24 protein-coding genes and 1 tRNA gene are annotated in these 23,477 nt (G+C 70.7%); 10 read left to right on the plus strand and 15 right to left on the minus strand.

The window, feature by feature from the left end:
- Positions 1-19 precede the first annotated feature (19 nt).
- From IW245_RS26305 to IW245_RS26325, 5 genes are read left to right on the plus strand one after another with little or no spacing between them, the layout of a single operon-like run.
- Positions 20-901, plus strand: a complete 882-nt coding sequence (locus IW245_RS26305; RefSeq protein ID WP_197005839.1) for an SIS domain-containing protein — start codon at positions 20-22, stop codon at positions 899-901.
- The gene (locus tag IW245_RS26310) at positions 894-1,799 is read left to right on the plus strand and encodes an ROK family protein (protein WP_197005840.1); all 906 of its coding nucleotides are present in this window, start codon (positions 894-896) and stop codon (positions 1,797-1,799) included. The genes IW245_RS26305 and IW245_RS26310 overlap by 8 nt, the downstream gene beginning before the upstream one ends.
- Before the next feature lie 53 nt (positions 1,800-1,852).
- A complete protein-coding gene (gene nagA / locus IW245_RS26315; RefSeq protein WP_197008689.1) occupies positions 1,853-2,872 on the plus strand; it encodes an N-acetylglucosamine-6-phosphate deacetylase in 1,020 nt (339 codons plus the stop codon).
- A complete protein-coding gene (locus IW245_RS26320) occupies positions 2,869-3,894 on the plus strand; it encodes a 1-phosphofructokinase family hexose kinase (RefSeq protein ID WP_197005841.1) in 1,026 nt (341 codons plus the stop codon). The genes nagA and IW245_RS26320 overlap by 4 nt, the downstream gene beginning before the upstream one ends.
- Positions 3,895-4,716, plus strand: coding sequence for a class II fructose-bisphosphate aldolase (locus IW245_RS26325; RefSeq protein ID WP_197005842.1), 822 nt, complete (start codon positions 3,895-3,897; stop codon positions 4,714-4,716).
- Positions 4,717-4,731: 15 nt separating this feature from the next.
- On the opposite strand, the gene IW245_RS26330 is transcribed toward IW245_RS26325, so the two are convergent.
- The 9 genes from IW245_RS26330 to IW245_RS26370 all read right to left on the minus strand — a co-directional run bounded on the left by IW245_RS26330 (position 4,732) and on the right by IW245_RS26370 (position 11,340).
- Positions 4,732-5,430 (minus strand): phosphatase PAP2 family protein, encoded by a 699-nt coding sequence (locus IW245_RS26330; protein WP_197005843.1) that lies wholly within the window; start codon positions 5,428-5,430, stop codon positions 4,732-4,734.
- A 6-nt stretch (positions 5,431-5,436) separates the two neighbouring features.
- Positions 5,437-6,756: a trypsin-like serine peptidase gene (locus IW245_RS42365; RefSeq protein WP_197005844.1), complete on the minus strand. Its 1,320-nt coding sequence runs from the start codon at positions 6,754-6,756 to the stop codon at positions 5,437-5,439.
- 77 nt (positions 6,757-6,833) lie between these two features.
- Complete coding sequence (locus tag IW245_RS26340) at positions 6,834-7,490, minus strand: nitroreductase family protein (protein ID WP_197005845.1); 657 nt, start codon at positions 7,488-7,490, stop codon at positions 6,834-6,836.
- 58 nt (positions 7,491-7,548) lie between these two features.
- Positions 7,549-9,213, minus strand: coding sequence for an NAD-binding protein (locus IW245_RS26345; RefSeq protein ID WP_197005846.1), 1,665 nt, complete (start codon positions 9,211-9,213; stop codon positions 7,549-7,551).
- Between the two features lie 100 nt (positions 9,214-9,313).
- Entirely contained in the window at positions 9,314-9,667 is a 354-nt protein-coding gene (locus IW245_RS26350; RefSeq protein ID WP_197005847.1) for a hypothetical protein, read from the minus strand.
- Between the two features lie 418 nt (positions 9,668-10,085).
- On the minus strand, positions 10,086-10,325 hold the full coding sequence (locus IW245_RS26355) for a hypothetical protein (RefSeq protein ID WP_197005848.1): 240 nt from the start codon (positions 10,323-10,325) through the stop codon (positions 10,086-10,088).
- Positions 10,322-10,732 carry a DddA-like double-stranded DNA deaminase toxin gene (locus IW245_RS26360; protein ID WP_307788919.1) on the minus strand — a complete coding sequence of 137 codons (411 nt, stop codon included), beginning with the start codon at positions 10,730-10,732 and terminating at the stop codon, positions 10,322-10,324. Before IW245_RS26360 ends, IW245_RS26355 begins: the two co-directional genes overlap by 4 nt.
- Before the next feature lie 66 nt (positions 10,733-10,798).
- On the minus strand, positions 10,799-11,059 hold the full coding sequence (locus IW245_RS26365) for a hypothetical protein (protein WP_197005850.1): 261 nt from the start codon (positions 11,057-11,059) through the stop codon (positions 10,799-10,801).
- A gap of 41 nt (positions 11,060-11,100) precedes the next feature.
- Positions 11,101-11,340 carry a hypothetical protein gene (locus IW245_RS26370; protein ID WP_197005851.1) on the minus strand — a complete coding sequence of 80 codons (240 nt, stop codon included), beginning with the start codon at positions 11,338-11,340 and terminating at the stop codon, positions 11,101-11,103.
- A gap of 201 nt (positions 11,341-11,541) precedes the next feature.
- Between IW245_RS26370 and IW245_RS26375 the strand changes: the two genes are divergently transcribed.
- Positions 11,542-13,071, plus strand: coding sequence for a helix-turn-helix domain-containing protein (locus tag IW245_RS26375; RefSeq protein WP_197005852.1), 1,530 nt, complete (start codon positions 11,542-11,544; stop codon positions 13,069-13,071).
- Entirely contained in the window at positions 13,068-14,006 is a 939-nt protein-coding gene (locus IW245_RS26380; protein WP_197005853.1) for an NAD-dependent epimerase/dehydratase family protein, read from the plus strand. Before IW245_RS26375 ends, IW245_RS26380 begins: the two co-directional genes overlap by 4 nt.
- Positions 14,007-14,055: 49 nt before the next feature.
- Here the strand turns inward: IW245_RS26380 and IW245_RS26385 are convergent.
- Positions 14,056-14,128: transfer RNA gene (locus tag IW245_RS26385), tRNA-Thr, on the minus strand.
- Between the two features lie 132 nt (positions 14,129-14,260).
- Between IW245_RS26385 and IW245_RS26390 the strand changes: the two genes are divergently transcribed.
- Positions 14,261-15,343 carry an ABC transporter ATP-binding protein gene (locus IW245_RS26390; RefSeq protein ID WP_197005854.1) on the plus strand — a complete coding sequence of 361 codons (1,083 nt, stop codon included), beginning with the start codon at positions 14,261-14,263 and terminating at the stop codon, positions 15,341-15,343.
- Between the two features lie 76 nt (positions 15,344-15,419).
- Here IW245_RS26390 and IW245_RS26395 read toward each other — a convergent pair whose 3' ends face one another.
- Genes IW245_RS26395 through cysS form a run of 4 tightly spaced genes read right to left on the minus strand, consistent with a single transcriptional unit; the run spans position 15,420 to position 19,435 of the window.
- Positions 15,420-16,685: an outer membrane protein assembly factor BamB family protein gene (locus tag IW245_RS26395; RefSeq protein WP_197005855.1), complete on the minus strand. Its 1,266-nt coding sequence runs from the start codon at positions 16,683-16,685 to the stop codon at positions 15,420-15,422.
- Positions 16,672-16,866, minus strand: coding sequence for a hypothetical protein (locus IW245_RS26400; RefSeq protein WP_197005856.1), 195 nt, complete (start codon positions 16,864-16,866; stop codon positions 16,672-16,674). Before IW245_RS26400 ends, IW245_RS26395 begins: the two co-directional genes overlap by 14 nt.
- A 47-nt stretch (positions 16,867-16,913) precedes the next feature.
- Positions 16,914-18,035 (minus strand): 23S rRNA (guanosine(2251)-2'-O)-methyltransferase RlmB, encoded by a 1,122-nt coding sequence (rlmB, locus tag IW245_RS26405; RefSeq protein WP_197005857.1) that lies wholly within the window; start codon positions 18,033-18,035, stop codon positions 16,914-16,916.
- Positions 18,036-18,037: 2 nt separating this feature from the next.
- Positions 18,038-19,435: a cysteine--tRNA ligase gene (gene cysS / locus IW245_RS26410; RefSeq protein WP_197005858.1), complete on the minus strand. Its 1,398-nt coding sequence runs from the start codon at positions 19,433-19,435 to the stop codon at positions 18,038-18,040.
- Positions 19,436-19,519: 84 nt separating this feature from the next.
- On the opposite strand from cysS, the gene IW245_RS26415 reads away from it, so the two are divergent.
- Positions 19,520-20,149, plus strand: coding sequence for an IclR family transcriptional regulator (locus tag IW245_RS26415; RefSeq protein WP_197005859.1), 630 nt, complete (start codon positions 19,520-19,522; stop codon positions 20,147-20,149).
- A gap of 224 nt (positions 20,150-20,373) precedes the next feature.
- On the opposite strand, the gene IW245_RS26420 is transcribed toward IW245_RS26415, so the two are convergent.
- Entirely contained in the window at positions 20,374-21,756 is a 1,383-nt protein-coding gene (locus IW245_RS26420) for a class II fumarate hydratase (RefSeq protein WP_197005860.1), read from the minus strand.
- A 147-nt stretch (positions 21,757-21,903) separates the two neighbouring features.
- Between IW245_RS26420 and IW245_RS26425 the strand changes: the two genes are divergently transcribed.
- Positions 21,904-23,436, plus strand: coding sequence for a hypothetical protein (locus IW245_RS26425; RefSeq protein ID WP_197005861.1), 1,533 nt, complete (start codon positions 21,904-21,906; stop codon positions 23,434-23,436).
- The last annotated feature ends 41 nt before the right edge of the window (positions 23,437-23,477 follow it).

Here is a 23,477-nt window from a genome sequence, read left to right on the forward strand (position 1 = left end):
CATCAAGGAGGCCACGCAGGTGACGTACGTCGAGCAGGAGATCGCCAGCCAGCCCGCGTGCTGGACCCGCGCCGTCGAGGTGGCGGGAGCCCGGGCCGACGCTCTGCCCCGTCGCGGGGAGCGGATCGCGGTCGTCGGCTGCGGCACGTCGTGGTTCATGGCGCAGTCGTACGCCGTGCTACGCGAGTCCGCAGGACACGGCGAGACGGACGCGTTCGCAGCGTCCGAGTTCCCGATCGGGCGCGGCTACGACCGCGTCCTCGCCATCACCCGGTCCGGCACCACGACCGAGGTGCTGGAGCTGCTCGGCCAGCTGCCGTCCAGCATTCCGAGTGTCGCCATCATCGGCGACCCGACCTCGCCGGGCGTCGCCCTCGCCGGGGACGCCATCGTGCTGGACTTCGCCGACGAGAAGTCGGTCGTCCAGACCAGATTCGCCACCACCACCCTCGCCCTGCTGCGCGCCAGCCTCGGCGAGGACCTGACCGGGGCGATCTCCGACGCGGCCAAGGCCGTGGAGATCGCGCTGCCGGTGGACGTGGCGACGATCGAGCAGATCACCTTCCTCGGTCGGGGCTGGACCGTCGGGCTGGCCAACGAGGCAGGGCTGAAGTGCCGGGAGGCCGCGACGTTCTGGACCGAGTCGTACCCGGCGATGGAGTACCGGCACGGCCCGATCTCGATCGCGGCCCCCAACCGCGCGGTCTGGGCCTTCGGCGAGGTGCCGGTCGGCCTGGCCGACGACGTGGCGCGCACCGGGGCGGCGTTCGTGAGCAGCGACATGGACCCGCTCGCGGACCTGGTCGTCGCCCAGCGGGTCGCCGTGGCGCTCGCCGCGCACCGGGGCCTCGACCCCGACCAGCCGCGGCACCTGACCCGTTCGGTGATCCTGGATGGTTAGCACGGTCGTCGCGATCGACGTCGGCGGCACGGGGATGAAGTGCGCCCTGGTCGACACCGCCGGCCAGGTGCTGCACGTCGAGCGGCACGCGACGCACCGGGAGCGGGGGCCCGAGGCGGTTCTCGACACCATCGGCGACGTCGCGGCCGGCCTGGTCCGCACGGCGCACGACAAGGGGCTGGACCCCAAGGCCGTCGGCGTCGTCGTCCCCGGCGTGGTCAACGAGGACGGCGGCATCGCCGTGTACTCGTCGAACATCGGCTGGCGCGACGCGCCCCTGCGCGACCTGATCGAGACCCGCACCGGACTGACCGCGGCGCTCGGGCACGACGTCCGGGCCGGGGCCCTGGCGGAGGCCCGGATCGGCGCGGGTCGCGAGTACGACAATGTGCTCTTCATCCCGATCGGCACCGGGATCGCGTCCGGCCTGGCCGTCAACGGGCACGTCCGGAGCGGGGCGCACGGTGCTGCCGGCGAGATCGGGCACATCGTCATCCGCCCAGGTGGGCCCCAGTGCGGCTGCGGTCAGTTCGGCTGTGTCGAGGCGATCGCGTCGGCCAGCGCCATCGGCCGCAGGTACGGTGAAAACGTGACCGCGGCCGAGGTCGCCGCCCGGGCGGAAGCCGGGGAGGCCAAGGCGCAGCAGATCTGGCAGGAGTCCGTGGACGCCCTGGCCGACGGCCTGCTCGCCGGGATCGCCCTGCTCGATCCGGAGATCATCATCATCGGGGGCGGGCTGGCGGAAGCCGGCGGCCTGCTCCTCGCCCCGCTCGCGGTCGCGCTGGACGCCAAACGGACGTTCCATGCCCGGCCTCACCTGGTCCGGGCCGCGCTCGGCGACGAGGCCGGCTGCATCGGCGCAGCTCTCCTCGCGCTCGACAGGTTGGAGAGCTCGTGAAGATCGTTACCCCCGACGGGGTCATCACCGGCCAGCTCAACAGCGAAGACGGCATGATCACCGAGGTGGTACCGGGGGACGACGCCCACTGGCTGGTCCCCGGCTTCGTGGACATCCACACCCACGGCGGCGGCGGGCACACGTTCACCACCGGTGACCCGGTCGCCGCGCGCGAGGCCGCCGCGTTCCACCTGGCCCGCGGCACCACCTCGATCGTCGCCTCGCTGGTGACCTCGCCCCCGGAGCTGATGAGCACCGCGACGGCCAACTTCCGGCCGCTGGTCGGCGACGGGACGCTGGCGGGCATCCACTACGAGGGCCCCTATCTCTCTGCGATCCGGTGCGGCGCGCAGAACCCGGACTTCCTCCGCGACCCCGACCTCGACGAGCTCGCCGCGCTGATCAGCCTCGGCGGCGGCGCGGTGCGGATGGTCACCATCGCCCCCGAGCTGCCCGGGGCGCTGGCGGCCACGAAGATGCTGGTCGACGCGGGGATCGCGGTGGCGATCGGGCACACCGACGCGACGTACGAGCAGACCCTGGCCATGATCACGGCCGGGGCCACGGTCGGCACCCACGTGTTCAACGGCATGCGCCCGCCGCACCACCGCGAGCCCGGCCCCGTGTTCGCGCTGCTGCGCGCCCCCGGAATCGTCTGCGAGTTCGTCGCCGACGGGGTGCACCTGCACGACGGCACACTGTCCTTCGCCGCCGGGGTGACCGGCCCGGAGCGCGCGGCGCTGATCACCGACGCGATGGCCGCCGCGGGGATGCCCGACGGCGAGTACGAGCTGGGCGGGCAGGGCGTGGTCGTCGCCGACGGCGTGGCCCGGCTGACCCGCAACGGCTCCATCGCCGGCAGCACCCTGACCATGGACGCCGCGTTCCGCCGGGCCGTCGGGGCCGGCTTCTCGATCGTGGACGCCGCGCGGATGGCCGCGACCACGCCCGCCGGGGCGGTCGGCCTGCTCGACCGGGGCGCGATCGAGGTGGGCCGCAGGGCCGACTACGTGATCCTCGACGACAACCTCCAGGTACTCGAGGTGTACAAGGGCGGAGCGCGGGTCGCGTGATCCTCACCGTCACCCTCAACGTCGCACTCGACGTCACCTACCAGGTCGACGCGCTCGTGCCGGGCGCCGCGCACCGGGTCCGCACCGTCGTGGAACGCCCCGGCGGCAAGGGCCTCAACGTCGCCCGGGTGCTGCACGCCCTCGGCGAGCCGGTGATCGCCACCGGGCTGGTCGGCGGCGCGGCCGGCGCGAAGGCCCGCGACCTGCTGGAGACCAGGCACGCGTTCGTCGAGATCGCCGACGAGTCGCGGCGGACCGTTGTCGTGTCCGACGGCTCGGACGCCACCGGCTTCTGGGAGCCCGGCCCCCTGGTGACCGCCGAGGAGTGGGCCGAGTTCGTCGCGCGCTACCGGGGGCTGGTCGCCGTCGCCCGGGTCGTGGTGCTGTCCGGTTCGCTGCCCCGGGGGGTGCCGGCCGACGCGTACGCGCAGCTGGTGACCATCGCCAGGGAACGCGAGGTGCCGACCGTCCTGGACACCAGCGGTGAGCCGTTGACCCTCGCCCTGGCCGCCGGCCCCGACGTGATCAAGCCGAACGCCGAGGAGCTGGCCGAGGCCATGCGCGGCGGGGCCACACCCACAGACCGTCCGGGCGCTGACGGGGGCGCCCGGACGACCGCTCACCCCGATCCAGGAGCCCCCACCGGCGGACAACCCGCCTACGACGGTGACCGGATCGCCACCGCCGGGCTCGCGCACATCGTCGAGTGCGCCGAGGCGCTCCGGACGGCAGGGGCCCGCGCGGTCCTCGCCTCCCGAGGCCCCGACGGAATGCTGGCCGTCACCGCCGACGGCCGCTGGCGCGCGGCACCCCCAGCACCGGTCGCCGGGAACCCCACCGGGGCCGGGGACTCCGCCGTCGCGGCGGTGGCGCGGGGGCTGGCGTACCAGAAGGAATGGCCCTGGATTCTCGCCGACGCGGTGGCGCTGTCCGCCTCGGCGGTGCTGGCCCCCGAGGCCGGGGCCTTCGACTCGATCGCGTACCGCGGGTTCCGCCGCGCGGTGACCTCTCAGGAGTTGTAGATGCTGACCCCCACCGCAGAGCTCGTCGTCCCCGGCCGGGGCGTGGGCGCGTTCAACGTGATCACCGTGGAGCACGCCGAGGCCATCGTCGCCGGCGCCGAAGCCGCCGGCCAGCCGGTGATCCTGCAGATCAGCCAGAACGCCGTGCTCTTCCACCACAACCGGCTCGCCCCGATCGCCGCGGCGGCCCGGGAGGTGGCCCGCGCCTCGTCGGTGCCGGTGGCGCTGCACCTCGACCACGTCGAGGACATGGCCCTCGTCGAGCAGGCCCCGGAGCACGGTTTCGGCTCCGTGATGTACGACGGCTCCAAGCTCGACTTCGCCGCCAACGTGGCCGAGACCCGCAAGGCCGTCGAGTTCTGCCACGCGCACGGCCTGTGGCTGGAGAGCGAGCTGGGCGAGGTCGGCGGCAAGGACGGCGCGCACGCCCCCGGGGTGCGGACCGATCCAGCGGAGGCCGTGGCGTTCGTCCGGGACACCGGGGTGGACGCGCTGGCCGTGGCCGTGGGTTCCTCGCACGCGATGACGTCCCGGGATGCGGCGCTGGACCTGGAGCTGATCGGGCGGCTGCGCGAGGCCGTGCCGGTGCCGCTGGTGCTGCACGGGTCCTCCGGCGTGCCGGACGGGGAGCTGACGGCGGCGGTGCGCGCCGGCATGACCAAGATCAATATTGGTACGGCGCTGAACATCGCCTTCACCGGGGCGGTGCGCGACTACCTCGGCGCGAACCCGAAGGCCGTGGACCCGCGCAAGTACGTGGCCCCCGGCCGCGACGCGATGGCCGCCACCGTGGAGCACTTCCTCCGGGTGCTGGCCGCCTGACCACCGGGCCGCAGGTCACCCGCGCGGGTGGGGCCATCCGGGGAGGGCCGCCCAGTCCACCCGGTTGATCAGCCGGGACAGCAGCACGCCGATCAGGATGCCGGCGGCGGAGTCGGTGACCCAGTGGTACCCCAGGTAGACCGTGGTGAACGTGACCACGACCACCGGCACCACCCGCACCACCCGCCGCCACCGCCGGCTCAGCCACGGCGAGAGCAGGATCACCAGGATCGTGTACCAGACGAACGTGTTGACCATGTGCCCCGACGGGAACGACTCGTTGGCCGGCCCCCCGGAGAACCCGGGGTGCGGAGCCGCGAAGAAGGCCGGGTCGTTGGCCGGGTCGCGCGGCGGCAGCCGGTGCGACCACACCTTGAGCGGCTTGATCGCCAGCCCGGTGAGCAGGTAGCCGGCGACCACGGTCATCGGCGGCCAGATGTTGAGCAGGCCGTTGCCCCGCCAGCCGCGCCACAGCGCGATGAGCAGGCACAACACCATCAACGGGGTACCGCCGCCGAGCCGGTTGAACACCTGGCCCAGCACCCAGGCGGCCCAGTCCGGCCGGCTAGCGTCCGCCGCGTCGCGCACCGCCAGGTCCAGGTCGAGCAGCCAGCCGGCGCCCTGGGCGAGCGCCGTGGTCAGGGCAAGCAGAACGGCCAGGCAGGCGGCATCGAGCCACCAGCCTGGCCGTACCGTGGCCAGGGGAATTCGCATCCCCTATTAAAGCTTGCCGGCGAGCTTCTTCTGGATCAGATCGACCCGGACGCCCGAGTTGGGGCAGCCGCCGAAGTGGTGCAGGGCGACGACCTTGTGCGTCCGGCGCGACAGGACCGGGGAGCCGGACGAGCCGCCCTCGGTGTCGCAGAAGTACGAGACGTCGGTGCCGGGGCCGTACCCCTCGAAGTTGGGGTCGTCGACCTTGCAGTTGGCGCCGCGGTCCACGTCGCTGGTCATCGCGATCTGCTTGGCGTTGCCGCCCGGGTGCTGCGGGATGTAGATCTCCTCGCCGGCGTCGGGCCGCCGGTCGTCGAACTCCAGGTAGCCGAACGGCTGGATCGCCTCGAAGTCGTCCACCGTGAACAGGCTGAAGTCCAGCTTGTCGTCGGTGGCGAGGAACTGGTCGCCGTACACCTTGGTCACCGGCACGGACTTCGACCCGCCGCACACCTCACACTGGTAGTTGAACCAGACCTCGGTGTTGGACACGTCGCGCTGGCTGGCGATGCAGTGCTGGTTGGTGAGCATCCGGTTGTTCGCGCCGATCCGCCACGCGGTGCACAGCTCCACCCCGTTGATCAGGAGCCGGGCGACGGGCTTGGCGTGCTCGAACTCCTTCGGGTACTCCGACTGGAAGCACACCGCGTCGGACTTGTCATCCCGCTTGCACACGCTCTCGGTGCGCGGCTTCTCCTTGGCGGCGAGCTCCTTCTTGCTGAAGCCCCGGGCGACCTTGTCGACGGTGACGCCGAGGCCGCCGAGCTTCTCGGTCGGCAGCCCCAGCTTGTCGGTGGGCAGTCGCTTGCTCACGACCTCCAGGACCGCCGTGTCGCCCGGCACGGACATGGCCCAGGTGTCCACGCCCTTCAGCGGGCCACCGGACAGGGTCTTGCCCAGGTCGAGCAGGCTCGCCGGGTCGGCCAGCGGCAGGCCCTCCGGGCCGTAGTACCGGCTCTCCCTGCCCGCCGGGTCGCTCACCTTCAGGTACTGCCCCGGGAGCAGCAACAGGTTGCTGAAGTGCGGCTTCACGTACTCCGCCTCCGCGTAGTGCAGCTCGGTCCGCTGGTGTCCGAGCAGGTCGAGCACCTGGTGCACCGGCTCCACCCCGCCGATCAGCGACGGCGCCGGCTTGACCTTGGCCACCTTCGCGGCGGCCTTCGACACCTTCGTGCCGGGCGCGCTCGCCATTCCCTGCTCAGGCTGCTGCTCCGCACTCGAGGAGGCGACCAGCATCCCGAAGGGGCCGTCCTGTCGGTGCGTGATCGCCGCCTCCGCGACCCCTCCGGCGACGATCACCATCGCCACCCCCATGAGTACCGCCACGACTCGCCGCATGATGCCCCTTCCGCGCATTTCGGGTTTCGCCGTGGTTAACGACCCGTGCGGGGAAGGCGACGCGGTTATCGGATGATTCGTACCTCGTCAAGGGGCTTCTTCGTGATCGCGGGCACCTCGGCGTCGTCCGTCGGGTAGCCCACCGGGATGACCACGTACGCCCGCTCCTCCGCCGGGCGCTCCAACACCTCGTTGAGGAAACGCATCGGGCTGGGGGTGTGGGTGAGGGTCGCCAGGCCGGCGTGGTGCAGGGCCGCGAGCAGGAAACCGACCGCGATCCCGACGGACTCCTTCACGTAGTACGGCCGGGGCGTGTCGGGGCCCTTGTGGACCTCGAACACCACGATCAGGGCCGGCGCGTCCTCCAGGAACGGCTTGTCGGTGTCCGTGCCGAGCGGCGCGAGCGCGTCCAGCCATTCCTGGGTGGCCCGCCGGGTGTAGAACTCGACCTCCTCCTCCTCGGCCGCGACCCGCAGCCGGGACTTGATCTCCGGATCGGTGACGACCACGAACCGCCACGGCTGCACGTTCGCGCCGCTCGGGGCGGTCGCGGCGACCCGGATCGCCGCGTCGATCACGTCGAGGGGCACGGGGGCGGTGGAGAAGTCGCGGATGGTCCGGCGCCGGGACATCAGGTCCGCGAACGCCTCGACCCGGGCGAGGGCCTCGTCGGCGGGCACGTCGTAGTGCGGGGCCGGGACGGTGGGGTAGCTGCGCGTCATGCGTCCATTGTCAGACCCCGACCGCCTAACGGACAAGAGTGTTCACTATTCGGACGGGTCAGCCCGGGGACTGCCCTGTCGTCCTCGGCAGCAGCCGCCCCAGCCCGGCCCTGGTCGCCACCACCGTGATCCGGTCCCCCGGCCCGAGCACATGGTCGGCCGACGGCCGATACCCCGTCCGCCCGCCGTTGCGCATCCCGATCACCCGCACCTCGCCCGAGTCGTGCGCGGCACTCAACCTGGCCCCGACCAGCTCCGACCCGGGCGCCAGCGGCAGCTCCGCCACCAACAGCACCCGCCGGCCGACCGGGATCGTCTGGATCGCCTTCCGGTCGATCATCGCGGCGGCGAACGCCGGCGCCGCCAGGTACGACACGCTCCGGGACCGGGTGATCCCCAGATGCTTCTCCACCCGGTGCGCCAGGTCCCCGTCGAACAGCCGCAGCGCCACCCACAGGTCCGGCTGCAGCTCCTTGCCGAGCAGGCCGGCGTCCAGGTTCGTCGCGTCGTCGCTCGTGATCGTCACCAGCGCCCGGCAGGTGTCCACCCCGGCGGCGAGCAGCGTCTCCCGCCGGCTGGCGTCCCCGACGATCACCTCGAGGCCGAGCGACCGGACCACCGGCACCCCGACGGCCTTCTCGTTGCTCTCGACGGCCACCACGTCCACGCCCAGGTCGTGCAGCTGCCGGACCACCCGGGTGCCGACATTCCCCAGCCCGATGACGACCACGTGTCCGGAGTGCGAGGTCCGGGGCTTGTTCAACGCGATCGCCAGCCGGGTGTTCACCACGAACTCGACAGCCAGCGCCGTGGCCACCGGCACCAGGATCACCAGGCCGGCGAGGGTGACCACGACCTGTACCACCCGTTCGGGCCCGTGCAGGTTCTGGTCGACCTGGCCGGAGCCGGCGGAGGTCATCATCATCTCGTACGCCGACGTCAGCCAGGACTTTCCGGTCAGCTCCGACCACACCGTCGACACGACAGCCATCAGGCTCAGCCCCACGGCCGCCGCGATCCACAGCTTCCGGAACCGCAGCACGTCCCACAGCATCTTGGCCGGCGCGCGCCGCTTCGGCGGGGCCGGCGCGGCCTCCTCCGGCACGCCGGTCGCGAGCGCGAGCACCAGGTCGGTACTCCGCTCCCCCTCCGGCAGCAGCGGCGACGGCGTCTCGGTCGGGTCGGTGAGCGTGCACAGCACCTGGTCCTCGGGCACCGAGTCGCGGTGCGCGACCCGCAGCGTCTGGCCGGGCAGCCGGACCACGCTCAGCGTCGGGTCGTTGAGGGCCGCCACCACGAACGCCGGGGCGGCGATCGTCGCGTCCGACAGCGCCGTGCAGTCGTCGAACAGCTCGTGCATCCGCCGCCCGAGGCTCATACTCGACATCCGGACCACCAGCCGCAGCCCCGGGTGCAGATCCTGGGCGCGCAGGGCGGCGTGGATATTCTCGACGTCCCCGTGCTGCACGAGCGCCAACGCCCGAGCCTCCGGCAGCCCCGCCGCCCGGAACGTGTCCTCGTCGAGCCGGGTGGACTCCACGATCCGCACCCCCGGCAGCCGGGAGATGTCGGGCCCGTGATTGTCCCGTTTGGACCTGAGGATGACGGTGACGTTCTCCCCGTACTTCTTCGTCAGCTCCTCCGCCAGCCGGAACGCGAGCGGATTGTCCCCACAGACGACGAAATGCCGGCGTTGCACGCGCCGAGGGAGCACAGGGGACATGTGCCCGATGGTAGCCACGCGACGCAACCCGCCGTCCTCGCGCCGGGCCGGAGACGCGGAACGGCGGGCGGCACGATCGCCACCCGCCGTACCCGTAAGGTCAGAGCGCCGGTTCGAGGACCAGGACCTCCCAGGCCCCCTCGCGCACCTCTTGCACGCTGTAACTGTTGGGGCGGACCAGGACCAGCGGCCCGTCGGCGGTCGGCAGCTCGCGAATCGCGCTGCCGTCCTCCTCCACCAGGTGGCCGATCAGAATCCCGTCAGCGTCGACGAGCTTCCAACCGTCGTTGGGGCGGATCTCGTAGCGGAGGCCGGGCACCAACCACTGTCGGTAGGTCATCCCATCGTGCTCGACCAGGACGCCGGCGATCCCGTAGATCGTCGCCGGGTGGCCGGAACCGCCATGGCGGGCCGGCTCGTCGCTGGTCCGCCCGTAGGTCTCCAGAGCAGCCATTACTCCCCCTTTCGGGGCGTGTGCGCTGACCACGGCGGGTGGCCAACGCAGGACAATTGCCGCAATTAGGGTAACCAACATCTTGCAGATGTGGGTACCCTTCGCGCTTCTGATCTACGCAACGAGCGAATCCCGCCCAGGGCTCGCCCGGACGGCCGATTATTCGCCATCAATGGCCAGATCTCCGCAACCTTCCGAATGAGTGCCCACGCCACCACACTCCGCAACAACCAACCCGAAACCCATTCACATGTACGAATGGTCCAGCCCCCGACAGCGCCGACCCTCAACGACACCTTCGCCCTTCGTCCACCGAATCGTTCAGGCTCCGAAACATCGCGACTGATTCAGCAGCTCAGCGCCCTGTTTGGATCCTCCAGCGAGGCGCGTGGACCGCTCCGTTCGCCACGGAGGCCGGCTACTGCGGATCGCCGCGCCACTCGCCCTCGTCAGGCCCGTCCCAGTGCAGGCCCCTGTCGTTGCCCTCCGGGTCGAACTCGCGGACCACGAACCACCCTGGCCCGTCGGCTGGCGGCGTCAAGCCGAGCGAGCACGCGAATTCGGTGAGTTCGTCCGTGCCCATGACCTCACTGCGCACGAGCAGGTCGTCAAGAATGGGTTGAGCCGCCCGCAGGGGGAACTGACCTGGCCTGCTCATGGTGCCCCTTCCAGTCCGTCTCCGGTGCCAGGGTAGTTGAAGACCTTCGTGCTGCCGTCCGCGAAGACCTGGTGAACGACGAGCCGCGTGCCGGCCGGAAGGACCGCTCGAAGGTTTTCCGCGCAGCCCCGCGCACCGAGGCACGGCCGCATATTGATGTACAAGGTGGCCTCCCGCACGCCGTCACGCCGCATGATCGCGGCCGCGTGCCCCTCGACGTGCCCGGTCATCGACCCATACGAGTCATAAGGCTCCTTGAGCCCGGCTCCGCCCGTGGCGGGTCCGTCGCCAACGGGGCCGAACAATCCTGTGAGCGGCTGACCGAACCGGTCATAGAGCCTGCCGATCGCCGACCCCCGACCGACATGCGGCACGATCTCAGCAGAGCGGGCCGGAACCGACCGCACCAGCGGCTCGGGCTGCCGCTCAACCGGCCCCGCAGGCGCCGGGGCGCTGGCGGCCGGCGTCGGCCCTCAACCGTTGCCCATCGCGCGGTGCACGCCGCCAAGTGCTTCCTGGATCTGCTCCTTGGCAGCGTTGATCAGATTGGTCGCCTCTTCGGCCTGGCCCCTGGCGTACAGCGCGTTCTCCAGTCCACGCTGATCTCCCACCTCGGAGAACAACCCAATGGAACCCTCAAGGCCCTCCTGGGCGGCCGAGCCCATCTCGATCGCGGAGTCCGCCTGCTGGTCCATCTCCGTCAACTGACCTAGCACATCGTCAAGCCGTGACACGTCTTCTCCCCTACGGAGTACCGAGCCCGAACAAGGGTGGGTCAGGACAGCCAGGCGTCGTCACAGACGAGCGCCGCGAACGCCTCACGCTGACCGGGCTCGGCGAAATCCCCGGACACGAAGGTGTGCAGCACCATGAGCCGGTCGACCCCGCCGCGATTCATGATCGTTCGACAGCCGACCGGCGCGTCCGGCCCCTTGGAGAACCCGAACTTCCCTTCGTCGTCGACAAAGATCAGCGCGTCGATCTCGTCCGGCCGATAGCTGTCGACGAAACTCACGATCCGCTGACCCAGTTCCACGATCTGCGCTGGTGAAGCCTTGAACATGGCGGCTGCCCTTCGGGAGGATCATTCAGTTTCTTCCGCACACAAGCTCACCAGCTGCCGCATCGGGAAAGAACGGCTCGGCGACGCCAGCGGGAGGGCAACGACTAGGCATCGAGAAGGCGGCGACTGTCCTCGATCCCAGCCCGTTAACCTGTGGAGACACTGTCGAGCGCGGGAGGCGAAGTGGTGTCGCGAGCAGCGGACGCGGTCCCCAACATCGCTCTGTACAACCTGCGGGACGCGGCCGGCCAGACCCAGCAGGACGTCGCCGACGCGCTCAACGCACTGGGTGCCACCATCCAACGCCGTGGAATCGCCGTGTCAGCGAATCAGGTCAGCCGCTGGGAGCGGGGAATCACCCACCCGTCCGGTATCCACAGACAGCTGCTGGCGGAGCACTTCGGCGTGTCCTTGGCAGAGCTCGGGCTCGCCAGGCCGCGGGTCATAGGGGGCGCCGCCGCCGGTACCAGTGAGACCGCATCTTTCGGGTTCGACACACACCTCGCGGAGCACGTAACAGAGCCGCAGGTGGCGCGTAGCCAGTCTGATTGGCGCGCTGTCCGTGCTCGGCTGAACCTCCGCCGCGGGCACATCGCCCGAGCGGCGGCCTTGCTCTATGACCAGGAGTTTCGGCTGGGCAGCACTGGCCTCATCGCGCATCCGTCCTGGTTGCTCGCGGCTCCGAAAGAACTCAACGAGATCCGCATCGGCTACGAAGACCGGGGACAGCCCCCGGTTGATGGCACCGAGGAAGTGAACTCGAGGGCAAGGCCGCTCGTGGGCGTTGGCCGTCGCTATCAGCGCTACAGCCAGGCTGTGCGCGATCTGGACCATCCACGGCTCTTCGAGAACCGCCTGGCATGGCGTCTGCTGGACGTCAACTGGGACCACCCGGTTGCGGCGCTGACTTTCGGCCCCAGCACCTATTTCGAAGGATTCGACGTCGCGGAGTCTCTCGCCCACGAGATGGCCTCCCAGCACGTTGTCGAAGGAAGCGATAATCTCCGGCCCACGAGCTGGCGGGGGCTGCCCTTTCGCCGGGAACTGGCTGATCCCTTCGATCTGTCCCGGCGTCCGACAACGTCATCCACGGACACGCTGACTCTGCGTGTCGACCGGGATGGTGCGACCTTCGTCCTGCACAGTCGGGCCGCCAATCGAGTGGCTATCGCGGGCGGCACGCTGCACATCATGCCGGCGGGAGTCTTCCAGCCGTCGAGCATCGTGCCGACCGCCCAGCACTCGGACTTCGATCTCTGGCGCAACATCATGCGGGAGTACAGCGAGGAGTTTCTGGGCAACGCGGAGCACGGTGGCGACGGACAACCAGCGGACTACGCAGCTGAGCCGCTCTCATCCTTCGCCCAAGCCAGAAACGCGGGCGGAATCCGCGTCTATTGCCTCGGCATCGCCCTCGACGCGCTCACGCTCTGGGGTGAGATCCTGACCGTCGCCGTCTATGACGGACAGGTTTACGACCGCCTCTTCGCCGACATGGTCGACGCGAACGACGAGGGCACCGTAGTCACGACGGGCTCCGCTCATCCCACACCGGCACTCCCTTTCACCCGTCATGTCATCGATGAGCTGCTCAATAGTGGCCGTCTCGCGCCGGCGGCAGCAGGGTGCCTGGAGTTGGCATGGCAACACCGCTCGACGATCCTCGAAAGGAAACGCACGTGAACGTGTTGGTCACTGGAGGGCTCGGGTATCTCGGACGGGCTGTCACCCTTGATCTCCTCGCAGCCGGGCACCAGGTCGCCGTCCTCAGCCGGGCCCGAACCACCCTCACACTCCCTGGCGGCGCGACACTCGTCCACGGCGACGTCCGGGACCGGGGCCGGATGCGTGAGGTCGTGGCCGAGGGCCGGTTCGACGCCGTCTGCCATCTCGCGGCCCTCGCCCACGGCCGAGAGTCCTTCGCCCAGCCACTGGCCTACTTCGACGTCAACGTGGGCGGCACTCTGAACCTGTTGCTCGCCCTGGAGGCGGCGAAGCTCCCAACGAAGCCCCGCTTCGTGTTCGCCTCCACGAACATCGTCTACGGCTCGATCCACTCCGGCGCGCTCACCGAAGACATGGAGCCACACCCCGAAAGCCCGTACGCCGAGTCGAAGCTGGCCGCCGAGCGGCTCGTCGCGGCACAGGGCGCAACCGGTGCCCTCGCCGCTACGAGCCTGCGCCTGTTCAACTTGGCGGGAGCCGTTGACGGAGTCCCGGACACCGACAAAACCAGGATCATTCCGAACGCGCTGCGCGCCGCGTCCGGGGAGTCCGACCGGGTCACCCTCAACGGCAACGGGTCGGCGGTCCGGGACTTCGTGCACGTCCTGGACGTCGCCACGGCGTTCAGGCTGGCGCTGGAAGTGACGAAGCCGGGGCAGCACGGGCTGTACAACATCGGCAGTGGAACCGGGTCGAGCATGGCCGAGGTCGTGCGGGTCACGAAAGAGGTCACGGGCGTGGACTTCACGGTCGAAGAAATGCCGCCAAAACCCGAGCCCCAACTGCTGGTCGGCGACATCAAGAAGGCATCCGCCGGGCTCAACTGGGCCCCGACCAGGTCAGGGCTCCGGCGGATCGTCGAGGACGCCTGGCTCGCGTGGCGCACACGATGATGGACACGAGGGAACCCCGTACCCAAAAGACTGGGTTTGGGGCGATTTGAGCCGCTATCGGGACTCGAACCCGAAACCTTCCCATTACAAGTGGGGTGCGCTACCAATTGCGCCATAGCGGCCTACCGGCTGCAGAGGATCATACCGTCAGCTGTTGGCAACCGGTCTCCCCCGCACCTATGGTGACTGGGCACTGCACTTTCACTCGGATCGTCCGGCACGTTCCTGCCGGTGGAAGGAAGGTTCGTCGCACCATGGCCACAGTCAGTTACAGGTCCGCCACTCGGATCTACCCCGGTACCCCCCGCCCCGCCGTCGACTCCCTGAACCTCGAGATCGGGGACGGCGAGTTCCTGGTCCTCGTGGGCCCCTCGGGTTGCGGCAAGTCGACCAGCCTGCGGATGCTCGCCGGCCTCGAGGATGTCGACAAGGGTGGCATCTTCATCGACGAGCGCGAGGTCACGCACCTCGCCCCGAAGTCCCGCGACATCGCGATGGTCTTCCAGAACTACGCGCTGTACCCGCACATGACGGTGTACGAGAACATGGCGTTCGCCCTCAAGCTCCGTAAGACCTCCAAGGACGAGATCCAGCGGCGGGTCAAGGAGGCGGCGGCGCTCCTGCAGCTCGAGGAGTACCTGGACCGCAAGCCCAAGGCCCTCTCCGGCGGTCAGCGCCAGCGGGTCGCCATGGGCCGGGCCATCGTGCGGGAGCCGCAGGTCTTCCTCATGGATGAGCCGCTGTCGAACCTCGACGCCAAGCTCCGGGTCCAGACCCGCTCGCAGATCGCGGCGCTGCAGAAGAAGCTCGACATCACCACCGTGTACGTGACGCACGACCAGGTCGAGGCCATGACCATGGGCCACCGGGTCGCCGTCATGCTCGACGGCGTCCTCCAGCAGGTGGACACCCCGCGCAACCTGTACGACGCGCCCGCCAACGTGTTCGTCGCCGGCTTCATCGGCTCGCCGGCCATGAACATCAAGACGGTGCGGCTGACCGAGGGCGGGGGCCAGTTCGGCTCGATGATCATCCCGATCAGCCGCGAGCAGGTCGCCAAGGTCAACAACGGGCACGTGACCATCGGCTTCCGCCCCGAGGACGTCGACCTGGTCGGCGCGCACGACGGCGGCCTGCCGGTGCTCGTGGACCTGGTGGAGGAGCTCGGCTCGGACGCCTACGTCTACGGGCACGCCGAGGTCGACGGCAAGCAGGAGCGGTTCACGGTCCGCACGGACGGTCGGAGCGCCCCGCGGCTCGGTGACACGGTGTACGTGAAGACCCGTGGCGCGCACCACCACGTGTTCGACGCCCAGTCCGGGCTGCGGATCGCGTAAGCACGCAACACAGGGGGCGTTCCACGGCCGTGGAACGCCCCCTGCTGGAATTACCTGGGTACGGATAATTGTGCCCCTAGAAGGACCATCCCGTCAGCTTTTCGCTGATTAGCGTGCATACCAGGTACTTGTCGCTGGCCACGCATCGTTCGTCCCCCGCGCCCGGCAGGTTCCCCAGCGAGCGGATCCGGCCGGTCGGCACGTCGGCGACGCCCACCCAGTCGTCCCCCGCGAAGATCCCGCTCACCGCGATCCGGTCCGCCGGGCCTCTGGGGCCGGGCAGGGGCACCCACCGGCCCAGGTCGAGGAGCTTGCGCCCGGTCGTGGCGTCGACCAGCCTGATCCCGTCGGCACGGGGGCCGCCCAGGATCGATCCGACGATGTACAGGCCCTCGGCGGGCGTGGACCAGCGGCGCTCCCCGGTCCGGACGTCCACGGCCACCACCTCCGGGCCGGTCATCTCGCACAGCAACCGGCCGCACGGCATCGCCCACGCGACCGTCGGGGCACTCCACGTCCACAGCTGTTCGAGGGTGTCCGGGTCGTAGGTGGCGTACATCGGGCCCCGGCGCAGCACGAGCGCGTCCGGCGTGGCGAACAGGCCGCCGAACCGCTCCGCGCCGCCCTGATCCCCGCCGACCTCACGGCTGCGGAGCACCGCGCCGGTCTCCAGATCGACGATCCGCAGGGTACTGCCCTCGGTCAGCGCGATCCGCCACGGCGCCACCGGGGTCGACCCGCCGACCAGGGCCGCCCCGCCCTCCGGCTGCGGCCGGCGCCACAGCTCGCGACCCGAGGCCAGGTCGATCCCGACCAGGACGGTGCCCTGGCTGAACAGTCCCTTGTCCTCGCCGAGCCGCGCGAACAGGAAACCCGGGGTGGACCACAGCGCGGCCCCGGTACCGGCGTCGAACACCATCGTCGTGGGAGTCAGGACCGAAGCCCCCTGCGGCCCACCCGGATACCGCTGGACGAGCAGCCACCGGCCCTCCAACAGCAGCGAGCCCACCACGCTGGCGTCGACCTGCACCCGCCACGCCAGCCGGCCATGGTGGGCCAGGTCGTAGCGGGCCAGGTAGGTGGTGGGACCCTCGCGGTACACCCGGAACAGGGTGTCGCCGTCGATCACCAACTGCTGGTCGCTGCGGCCGTGCGACGTGGACGGCACGGAGAACACCTCGTGCAGCGGGGGCTCCCGGACCGTCTCGGCCGCCCCGCAGGCCAGTAGCGTGACGGCCGCGACGCCGAACACCATGGCCCGGCGACGCCACCGCTCCCACAGCGACGCGGTGGCCGGCTCCGGGTCCGTGCCGGTGATCTCGCCCAGGTCAATGAACCCCATAGGTCCAGACTCTCAGACCGCCCACGGAATCGACGCACGCCAGGTAGCCGTCGTTGCCGTACGTCAGCGCGGCGAGCAGCGCGGCCGGCACCGCGCGGCGCACCCGGCGCAGGTCCAGCGGACGGCGCGGCGGGTCCCGGACCGGCTCGTCGGTGATCTCACCGAGGTCGATGAAGCTCATGGCCCCGGGAGATTACCTCCCGGGGCCATGGCCGCGCACTCGTTCGATCAGACGTCCAGCGCCCGCCGGCGCGCGATCTCCGACAGCGTCACGGCCGCGGCGACCGAGGCGTTCAGCGACTCGACCTGACCGGCCATCGGGATGCTGACCAGCAGGTCGCAGGCCTCGCCGACCAGCCGGGACAGGCCGCGGCCCTCAGAGCCGACCACGACGACGATCGGGTCGACGGCCGCCTCGAGGTCGTGCAGGGACACGTCGCCGTCGGCGTCGAGCCCAACGACCATGTAGCCGGCCTCCTGACACGCCTTCAGCGCCCGGGTGAGGTTGGTCACCTGGGCGATCGGCAGCCGGGCCGCCGCGCCGGCGGACGTGCGCCACGCGGTGGCCGTCATGCCGGCGGCGCGCCGCTCGGGCACGATCACGCCGTGCGCGCCGAACGCCGCGGCCGACCGGACGACAGCTCCCAGGTTCCGCGGGTCGGTCACCCCGTCGAGCGCGACGAGCAGCGGGGCGGTCACCGAGTCGCGGGCCGCGCCCAGCAGGTCCTCGAACACCTCGTAGTTGTACGGCGGCACGGCCAGCCCGATGCCCTGGTGCAGCACCCCGCCGGTCATCCGGTCCAGCTCGCGCCGGGTGACCTCCAGGATCGCCAGGCCACGGTCGGCGGCGGTCCGGACGATCTCCGTGATCCGCTCGTCGATGTCGATGCCCTGCGCCACGTACAGCGCGGTGCTCGGCACGTGCGCGCGGAGCGCCTCGACGACCGGGTTACGCCCGACGAGCAGCTCCGGGGCCTCCCGGGGCGTGTTGGCGCGCCGACCCGGGGCGACCCGGGGTCCGGCGGGCCGGGCGGGGCCGGAGGCCTGCCGGATCCGGGTACCGGGCGCGACCTTGCCGCCGCGGGTGGTCTGGATCGAGCCGGGCTGGCCGACCTTGGGCGCGCGGCCCTCGACGGCCGCGGCCTTCTTCTCCTTGTGCTGCTTCCAGGCGGTCTTGCTCGGGACCTGCTCGGTGCCCGAGTAGCCCTTGTGCCAGGGCCGCTCCTCGGCGGGCAGCGTCTTGCCGCGCGGCTTGAGGGTCTGTGCGCCCCGCTTGCCGCCGCTACCGGCCGCCGCGCCCTTCTTCGCCTTGCGCTGAATCGCGCCCTTGCGCTGTGAATTTCCTGCCATCGTCAGCTCCCCAACGTCCAGCGAGGCCCGTTCGGGGTGTCCTCGACAATGATCCCGGCACGCTTCAGCTGGTCACGGACCGCGTCGGCTGCCTGGAAGTCCTTACGGGCGCGGGCGGCGTTGCGCTGCTCGAGCGCCAATGCGACAAGAGAGTCGACTGCCGGCTTGAGCTGCTGGTCGCTGCCGGCCACTCGCCACTGGGAATCCAGTGGGTCGATGCCCAGGATACCGAGCATGGCCCGGACGCTGGCCAGCGCCCGTCGCGCGGCGGCGTGGTGGCCGTCGGCGAGCGCCGAGTTGCCCTGCCGGATCGTCTCGTGCAGGGCCGCGAGCGCCCTCGATGTGTTCAGGTCGTCGTTCATGGCCGCGACGAACTCCGCGCCCAGCTCGCCGGGCTCGACCTCGCCGACCAGCTCGGTGGCCCGGGTGACGAAGCCCTCGATCCGGCGGAAGGCGACGGCGGACTCCTGGATCGCCTCGTCCGTGTAGTCGATCACGGAACGGTAGTGCGGGGAGGCGATGTAGTACCGGATCTCGATCGGGCGCAGGCCCTTGGCGATCAGCGCGTCCAGGTCGATGACGTTGCCCACGGACTTCGACATCTTCTCGCCGCCCAGGTTGAGCAGGGCGTGGTGCACCCAGTGCCGGGCGAAGCCGAAGCCGGCGGCCTTGCTCTGCGCGACCTCGTTCTCGTGGTGCGGGAACTGGATGTCCAGGCCGCCGCCGTGGATGTCGAACTCCTCGCCCAGGTAGCGCCAGGTCATGGCGGAGCACTCGATGTGCCAGCCGGGGCGCCCCCGGCCCCAGGGCGACGGCCAGTAGGCGTCGGCCGGTTCAGTGGGCTTCTCGCCCTTCCAGAGCGCGAAGTCCAGGGGCGAGCGCTTGTCGGACGCGCCACCCTCGGTGGGCATCATCGCGTCGGGCCGCTGCCCGGACAGCTCGCCGTACGGGGCCCACGAGCGCACGTCGAAGTAGACGTTGCCTTCCGCCGCGTACGCGTGGCCGCGCTCGATCAGCTGCTCGATCAGGGCGAACATCTCCGGGATGTGGCCGGTCGCGCGCGGCTCGACGGTGGCGGGGAGCACACCCACAGCGTCGTACATCCGACCGACCAGCAGCTCGTTCGCGTACGCGATCTGCCAGAACGGCACGCCGGCCTCCTGGGCCTTGGCGAGCACCTTGTCGTCGATGTCAGTGATATTGCGGACAAACCGGACCTCATAGCCGAGGTGCAGCAGCCAGCGGCGGAGAACGTCATAGTTGATCGCGGAACGCATGTGACCGATGTGCGGGCCTGCCTGAACCGTGATCCCACACAGGTAGATCCCCACCTTGCCAGGTTCCCGCGGGACAAAGTCCCGCACCGAGCGGGTCGCGGTGTCATGCAGCCTGAGAGTCACCCCAAAAGGGTACCGGAGCCTGCGCTTATCCTCTGCACGTGAGCTGCGCGGGCGACCACGCGGCCAGGGTCCGATGGAGTGACGTTGAGTACAGAGACCGCCCAGACCCTCGACCGGGGACTCCGCCTGCTGAAGCTCGTCGCGGACACCCCCGACGGATTGACCATCACCGAGGCCGCCGAACGCCTCGACGTCGGCCGCGCGGTGATCTACCGACTCGTCGGCCCGCTCACCGCGCACGCCCTGCTCCGCCGCGACCCGGCCGGCCGACTCCGGCTCGGCCTCGGCGTGCTCCAACTCGCCCGCCGGGCCCAGCCCCTGGTCGCCGACGCCGCCCTCGCGCCGCTGCGCCGGCTCGCCGAGGCCGCAGGCGCCACCGCGCACCTGACCGTCGTCGACGGCGGCGAGGCCCTGGCCCTGGTCGTGGTCGAGCCCAGCTGGACCCAGTTCCACGTCGCCTACCGGGCCGGCTCCCGGCACCCCCTCGACCAGGGCGCCGCCGGTCGGGCCATCCTGCGCGCCGAGCCCGGCCTGGTCGGCTCGGTGGGCGAACTCCAGGCAGGCGCGCACGGCCTGGCGGCCCCGGTGCTCGGGGTCCCCGGGCTGGAGGCCAGTGTGGGCGTGGTGGCACTCGGCCCACTCGACGAGGCCTTCGTCGGACCGTTGGTCCTCACTGCCGCCGCCGAACTCACCGTGGCACTCTCAGCGGCCTGACCAGACGGGTACGGCGACACCTCCCCGGGCACGCACCGGTCCGACGGGCACGCGGCGAGCAGGATGACTCCGCGTGACCTTCATGCACTTGGGTGGCCAGAGGTGCCCGAGTGCGTGAAGATCGCGCTCAGGCGGAGTCGGCGGGCCACCCGTGCGCGCATATGATGCACCTGCAATTTATGCACATGCATGATATGTATCGTCGGTTGCCATGGAGCGCGCCGTCAGTGGCCGTGTGGCCGGGCCATCCCCAGCAGGTCCAGCGCCTCGTCCAACTGCGCCTCGGTCAGCGTGCCCTTCGCCACGTGCCCGCGCCCGATCACCACCTCCCGGATGCTCCGCCGGGTCGCCAGGGCCTCCTTCGCGACGGCGGCCCCCTCCGCGTACCCGAGGTAGCGGTTCAACGGGGTGACGATCGCCGGGGAGCCCTCGGCGTACTCGCGCATCCGGTCCACGTTCGCCGCCAGGCCGGCCACGCAGCCGTCGGCGAACAACCGGGACACGTTCGCGAGCAGCCGGATCGACTCCAGCAGGTTGCGGGACAGCACGGGCAGCATCACGTTGAGCTCGAAGTCGCCCTGCGAGCCGGCGAACGCGATCGCCGCGTCGTTGCCGAGCACCTGCGCGGCGACCTGGCGCACCGCCTCGCACAGCACCGGGTTCACCTTCCCCGGCATGATCGAGGAACCCGGCTGCAGGTCCGGGACGTGCAGCTCGCCGAGGCCGGCGCGCGGACCGGAGCCCATCCAGCGCACGTCGTTCGCGATCTTGTAGAGCCCGACGGCGATCGTGCGCAGCTGGCCGGACAGCTCGACCAGCGCGTCGCGCGCGCCCTGCGCCTCGAAGTGGTCCCGCGCCTCGGTCAGCGGCAGCCCGGTCTCCGTGGCCAGCAACGCGATCACCCGGGCAGCGAACCCCGCCGGGGTGTTGATGCCCGTCCCCACCGCCGTACCGCCCAGCGGCAGCTCGCCGACCCGGGGCAGGGTGCCCCAGAGCCGCTCGACGCCATGGCGGACCTGCGCCGCGTACCCGCCGAACTCCTGGCCCAGGGTCACCGGCGTCGCGTCCATCAGATGGGTCCTGCCGGCCTTGACGACGTCGCGCCACTCCTGCGCCTTCGCCCCCAGCACCCCCGCGAGGTGCTCCAGCGCCGGCACCAGGTCGCGCACCACCGCCCGGGTGGCGGCGATGTGCAGGGCCGACGGGAAGACGTCGTTGGAGGACTGGGCGGCGTTCACATGGTCGTTCGGGTGCACCGGCCGGCCCAGCCGCTCGCTGGCCAGGGCGGCGATCACCTCGTTGACGTTCATGTTGGTCGAGGTGCCGGACCCGGTCTGGTACACGTCGATCGGGAACTCGTCCGGGTGCGCGCCCGCCGCGACCTCGTCAGCGGCCTCGGCGATCGCCTTGGCCAGATCCGGGGACAGGTCCGGGTTGGTCCGGGCCGCCGCCGATTTGATCATGGCCAGGGCCTCGACGTGCGCGGGGTCGATCCGCACGCCGGAGATCGGGAAGTTCTCCACGGCCCGCTGGGTCTGCGCACCCCACCGCGCGTCAGCCGGGACCCGGACCTCGCCCATCGTGTCGTGCTCGATGCGGTACTCCATACCTGCCATCCTGCCCCGCCCGCCGCCCGGCCGCCGCCATGATCTCCCGGTTCGCCGGTGGGCTTCGTCGCGACCGGAGGGACAGCGGGGACGCACCCGAGCTGGTAGGTTCCCGCCTCGTCATCCCTCATCTTTCAGGAGCTTCACATGCATCCCAATGCGCGGCGGCTTCTCGCCGGCCTGGGCATCGCCGCGACGGTCGTCGCCGGCGCGAGTCTCCCCGCGTCCGCCGCCCCCGCCGTCGAGGTCAAGGCGAGCGTCGACAGCGTCACGTTGACGCCCGGCCCCGCCGGCCGCCGCGCCGACCTGGTCCTGCGGCCCACCGCCGAGGTCGAGCTGAGCGGCTACGTCATCAAGATCGACACCTCCGGCCTGGCCGGCGTCGCGAGCCTGAAGCTCTCCGACTTCCGCACCGAGTGCGTGGCCGCCGGCACCGTCATCACCTGCACCCGCACCCAGCCCGAGAAGGTGTACGCGTCGGGCATGAGCTGGGAGCTGGGCACCTACACCGCCGATCCCGGCGCGAAGGTCGGCGCGACCGGGCAGGTGACCACCACCATCACCTCGCCCGGCGTCACCGGGAAGCCGGCCACCAGCACGGTCACCATCGCGCAGGGCGTCAACCTCACCGCGAGCCCCAACATCGAACTCGACGGCGTCAAGCCGGGCGAGACGACCAGCGCGGCGTACGGGGTCACGAACAGCGGCGAGACCACCGCGAACGGCGTGGTGCTGCTGCTGATGGGCGACCGCGCCTTCCAGCCGGCGAAGCGGTACTCGAACTGCGCGTACTCCCCGCAGTACACCACCATCGCGGCGTGCACGTTCCCGAACGCGCTCGCGCCCGGTCGCACCTACGCGCTCGCGCAGCCGTACGCGTACAAGCTGCCCGCCGACCTCGAGGCGCCGCGCCTGGTGGCCGCCGAGGTGCAGTGGCTCACGCCCGCCGACTGGGCCGCCCAGCAGTCCAACTACGGCTACGGCGGCCTCACCTCCGGTTCCGGCGACAAGCTCGAACTCGTCGAGAAGCCGAACTCGACCAAGGCCGCTCCGCAGTCCGACACCGACCCGAACGACAACTGGACCAGCTTCATGGTCAAGCTCGGCGGCAACAACACCGTCGACCTCGCCGGGGTGGGCGCCAGCGGCACCGGCAAGGTCGGCGACGTCGTGCGGGTCAAGGTCGGTGCGCGTAACAACGGGCCGGCCACGCGGGAGTTCAACCGGTCCGGCGACTCGATCTTCCGGTTCAAGGTCGTCGTCCCGGCGGGCAGCACCGCGGTCGAGGTGCCGAAGAGCTGCTCCTACAAGGACGCCGACGGCGGGTGGGTCTACGGCGGCAAGCCGGGCGCCAAGGAGTACAGCTGCTACGCCGTCTCCGACATCCTCAAGGCCGGCGAGCAGGAGCTGCAGCAGTTCGGGTTCCGGATCGACCAGGTCAAGGACGATGCCAAGGGCAGCGTCCAGTCGTTCACCTCGGTCTACGAGCAGAGCGACCGGGTCGACGCCAACCCGGCCAACGACAAGGCTGATATCGTGCTCAACCCGACGACCGCGGCCCTCCCGGTCACCGGCACCGCCGCGATCGGCATCGCCGCAGGCGGCGCGACCCTGGTCGGGCTCGGAGCGGTCGGCTTCGTGCTGGCCCGTCGCCGCCGGATCCGGTTCGCCGCGAACTAGCCGACCGGCGAACGCAACGGAAGGGGTCCGCGTCCCGCGGG

Source organism: Longispora fulva (assembly GCF_015751905.1).
GTDB lineage: Bacteria > Actinomycetota > Actinomycetes > Mycobacteriales > Micromonosporaceae > Longispora > Longispora fulva.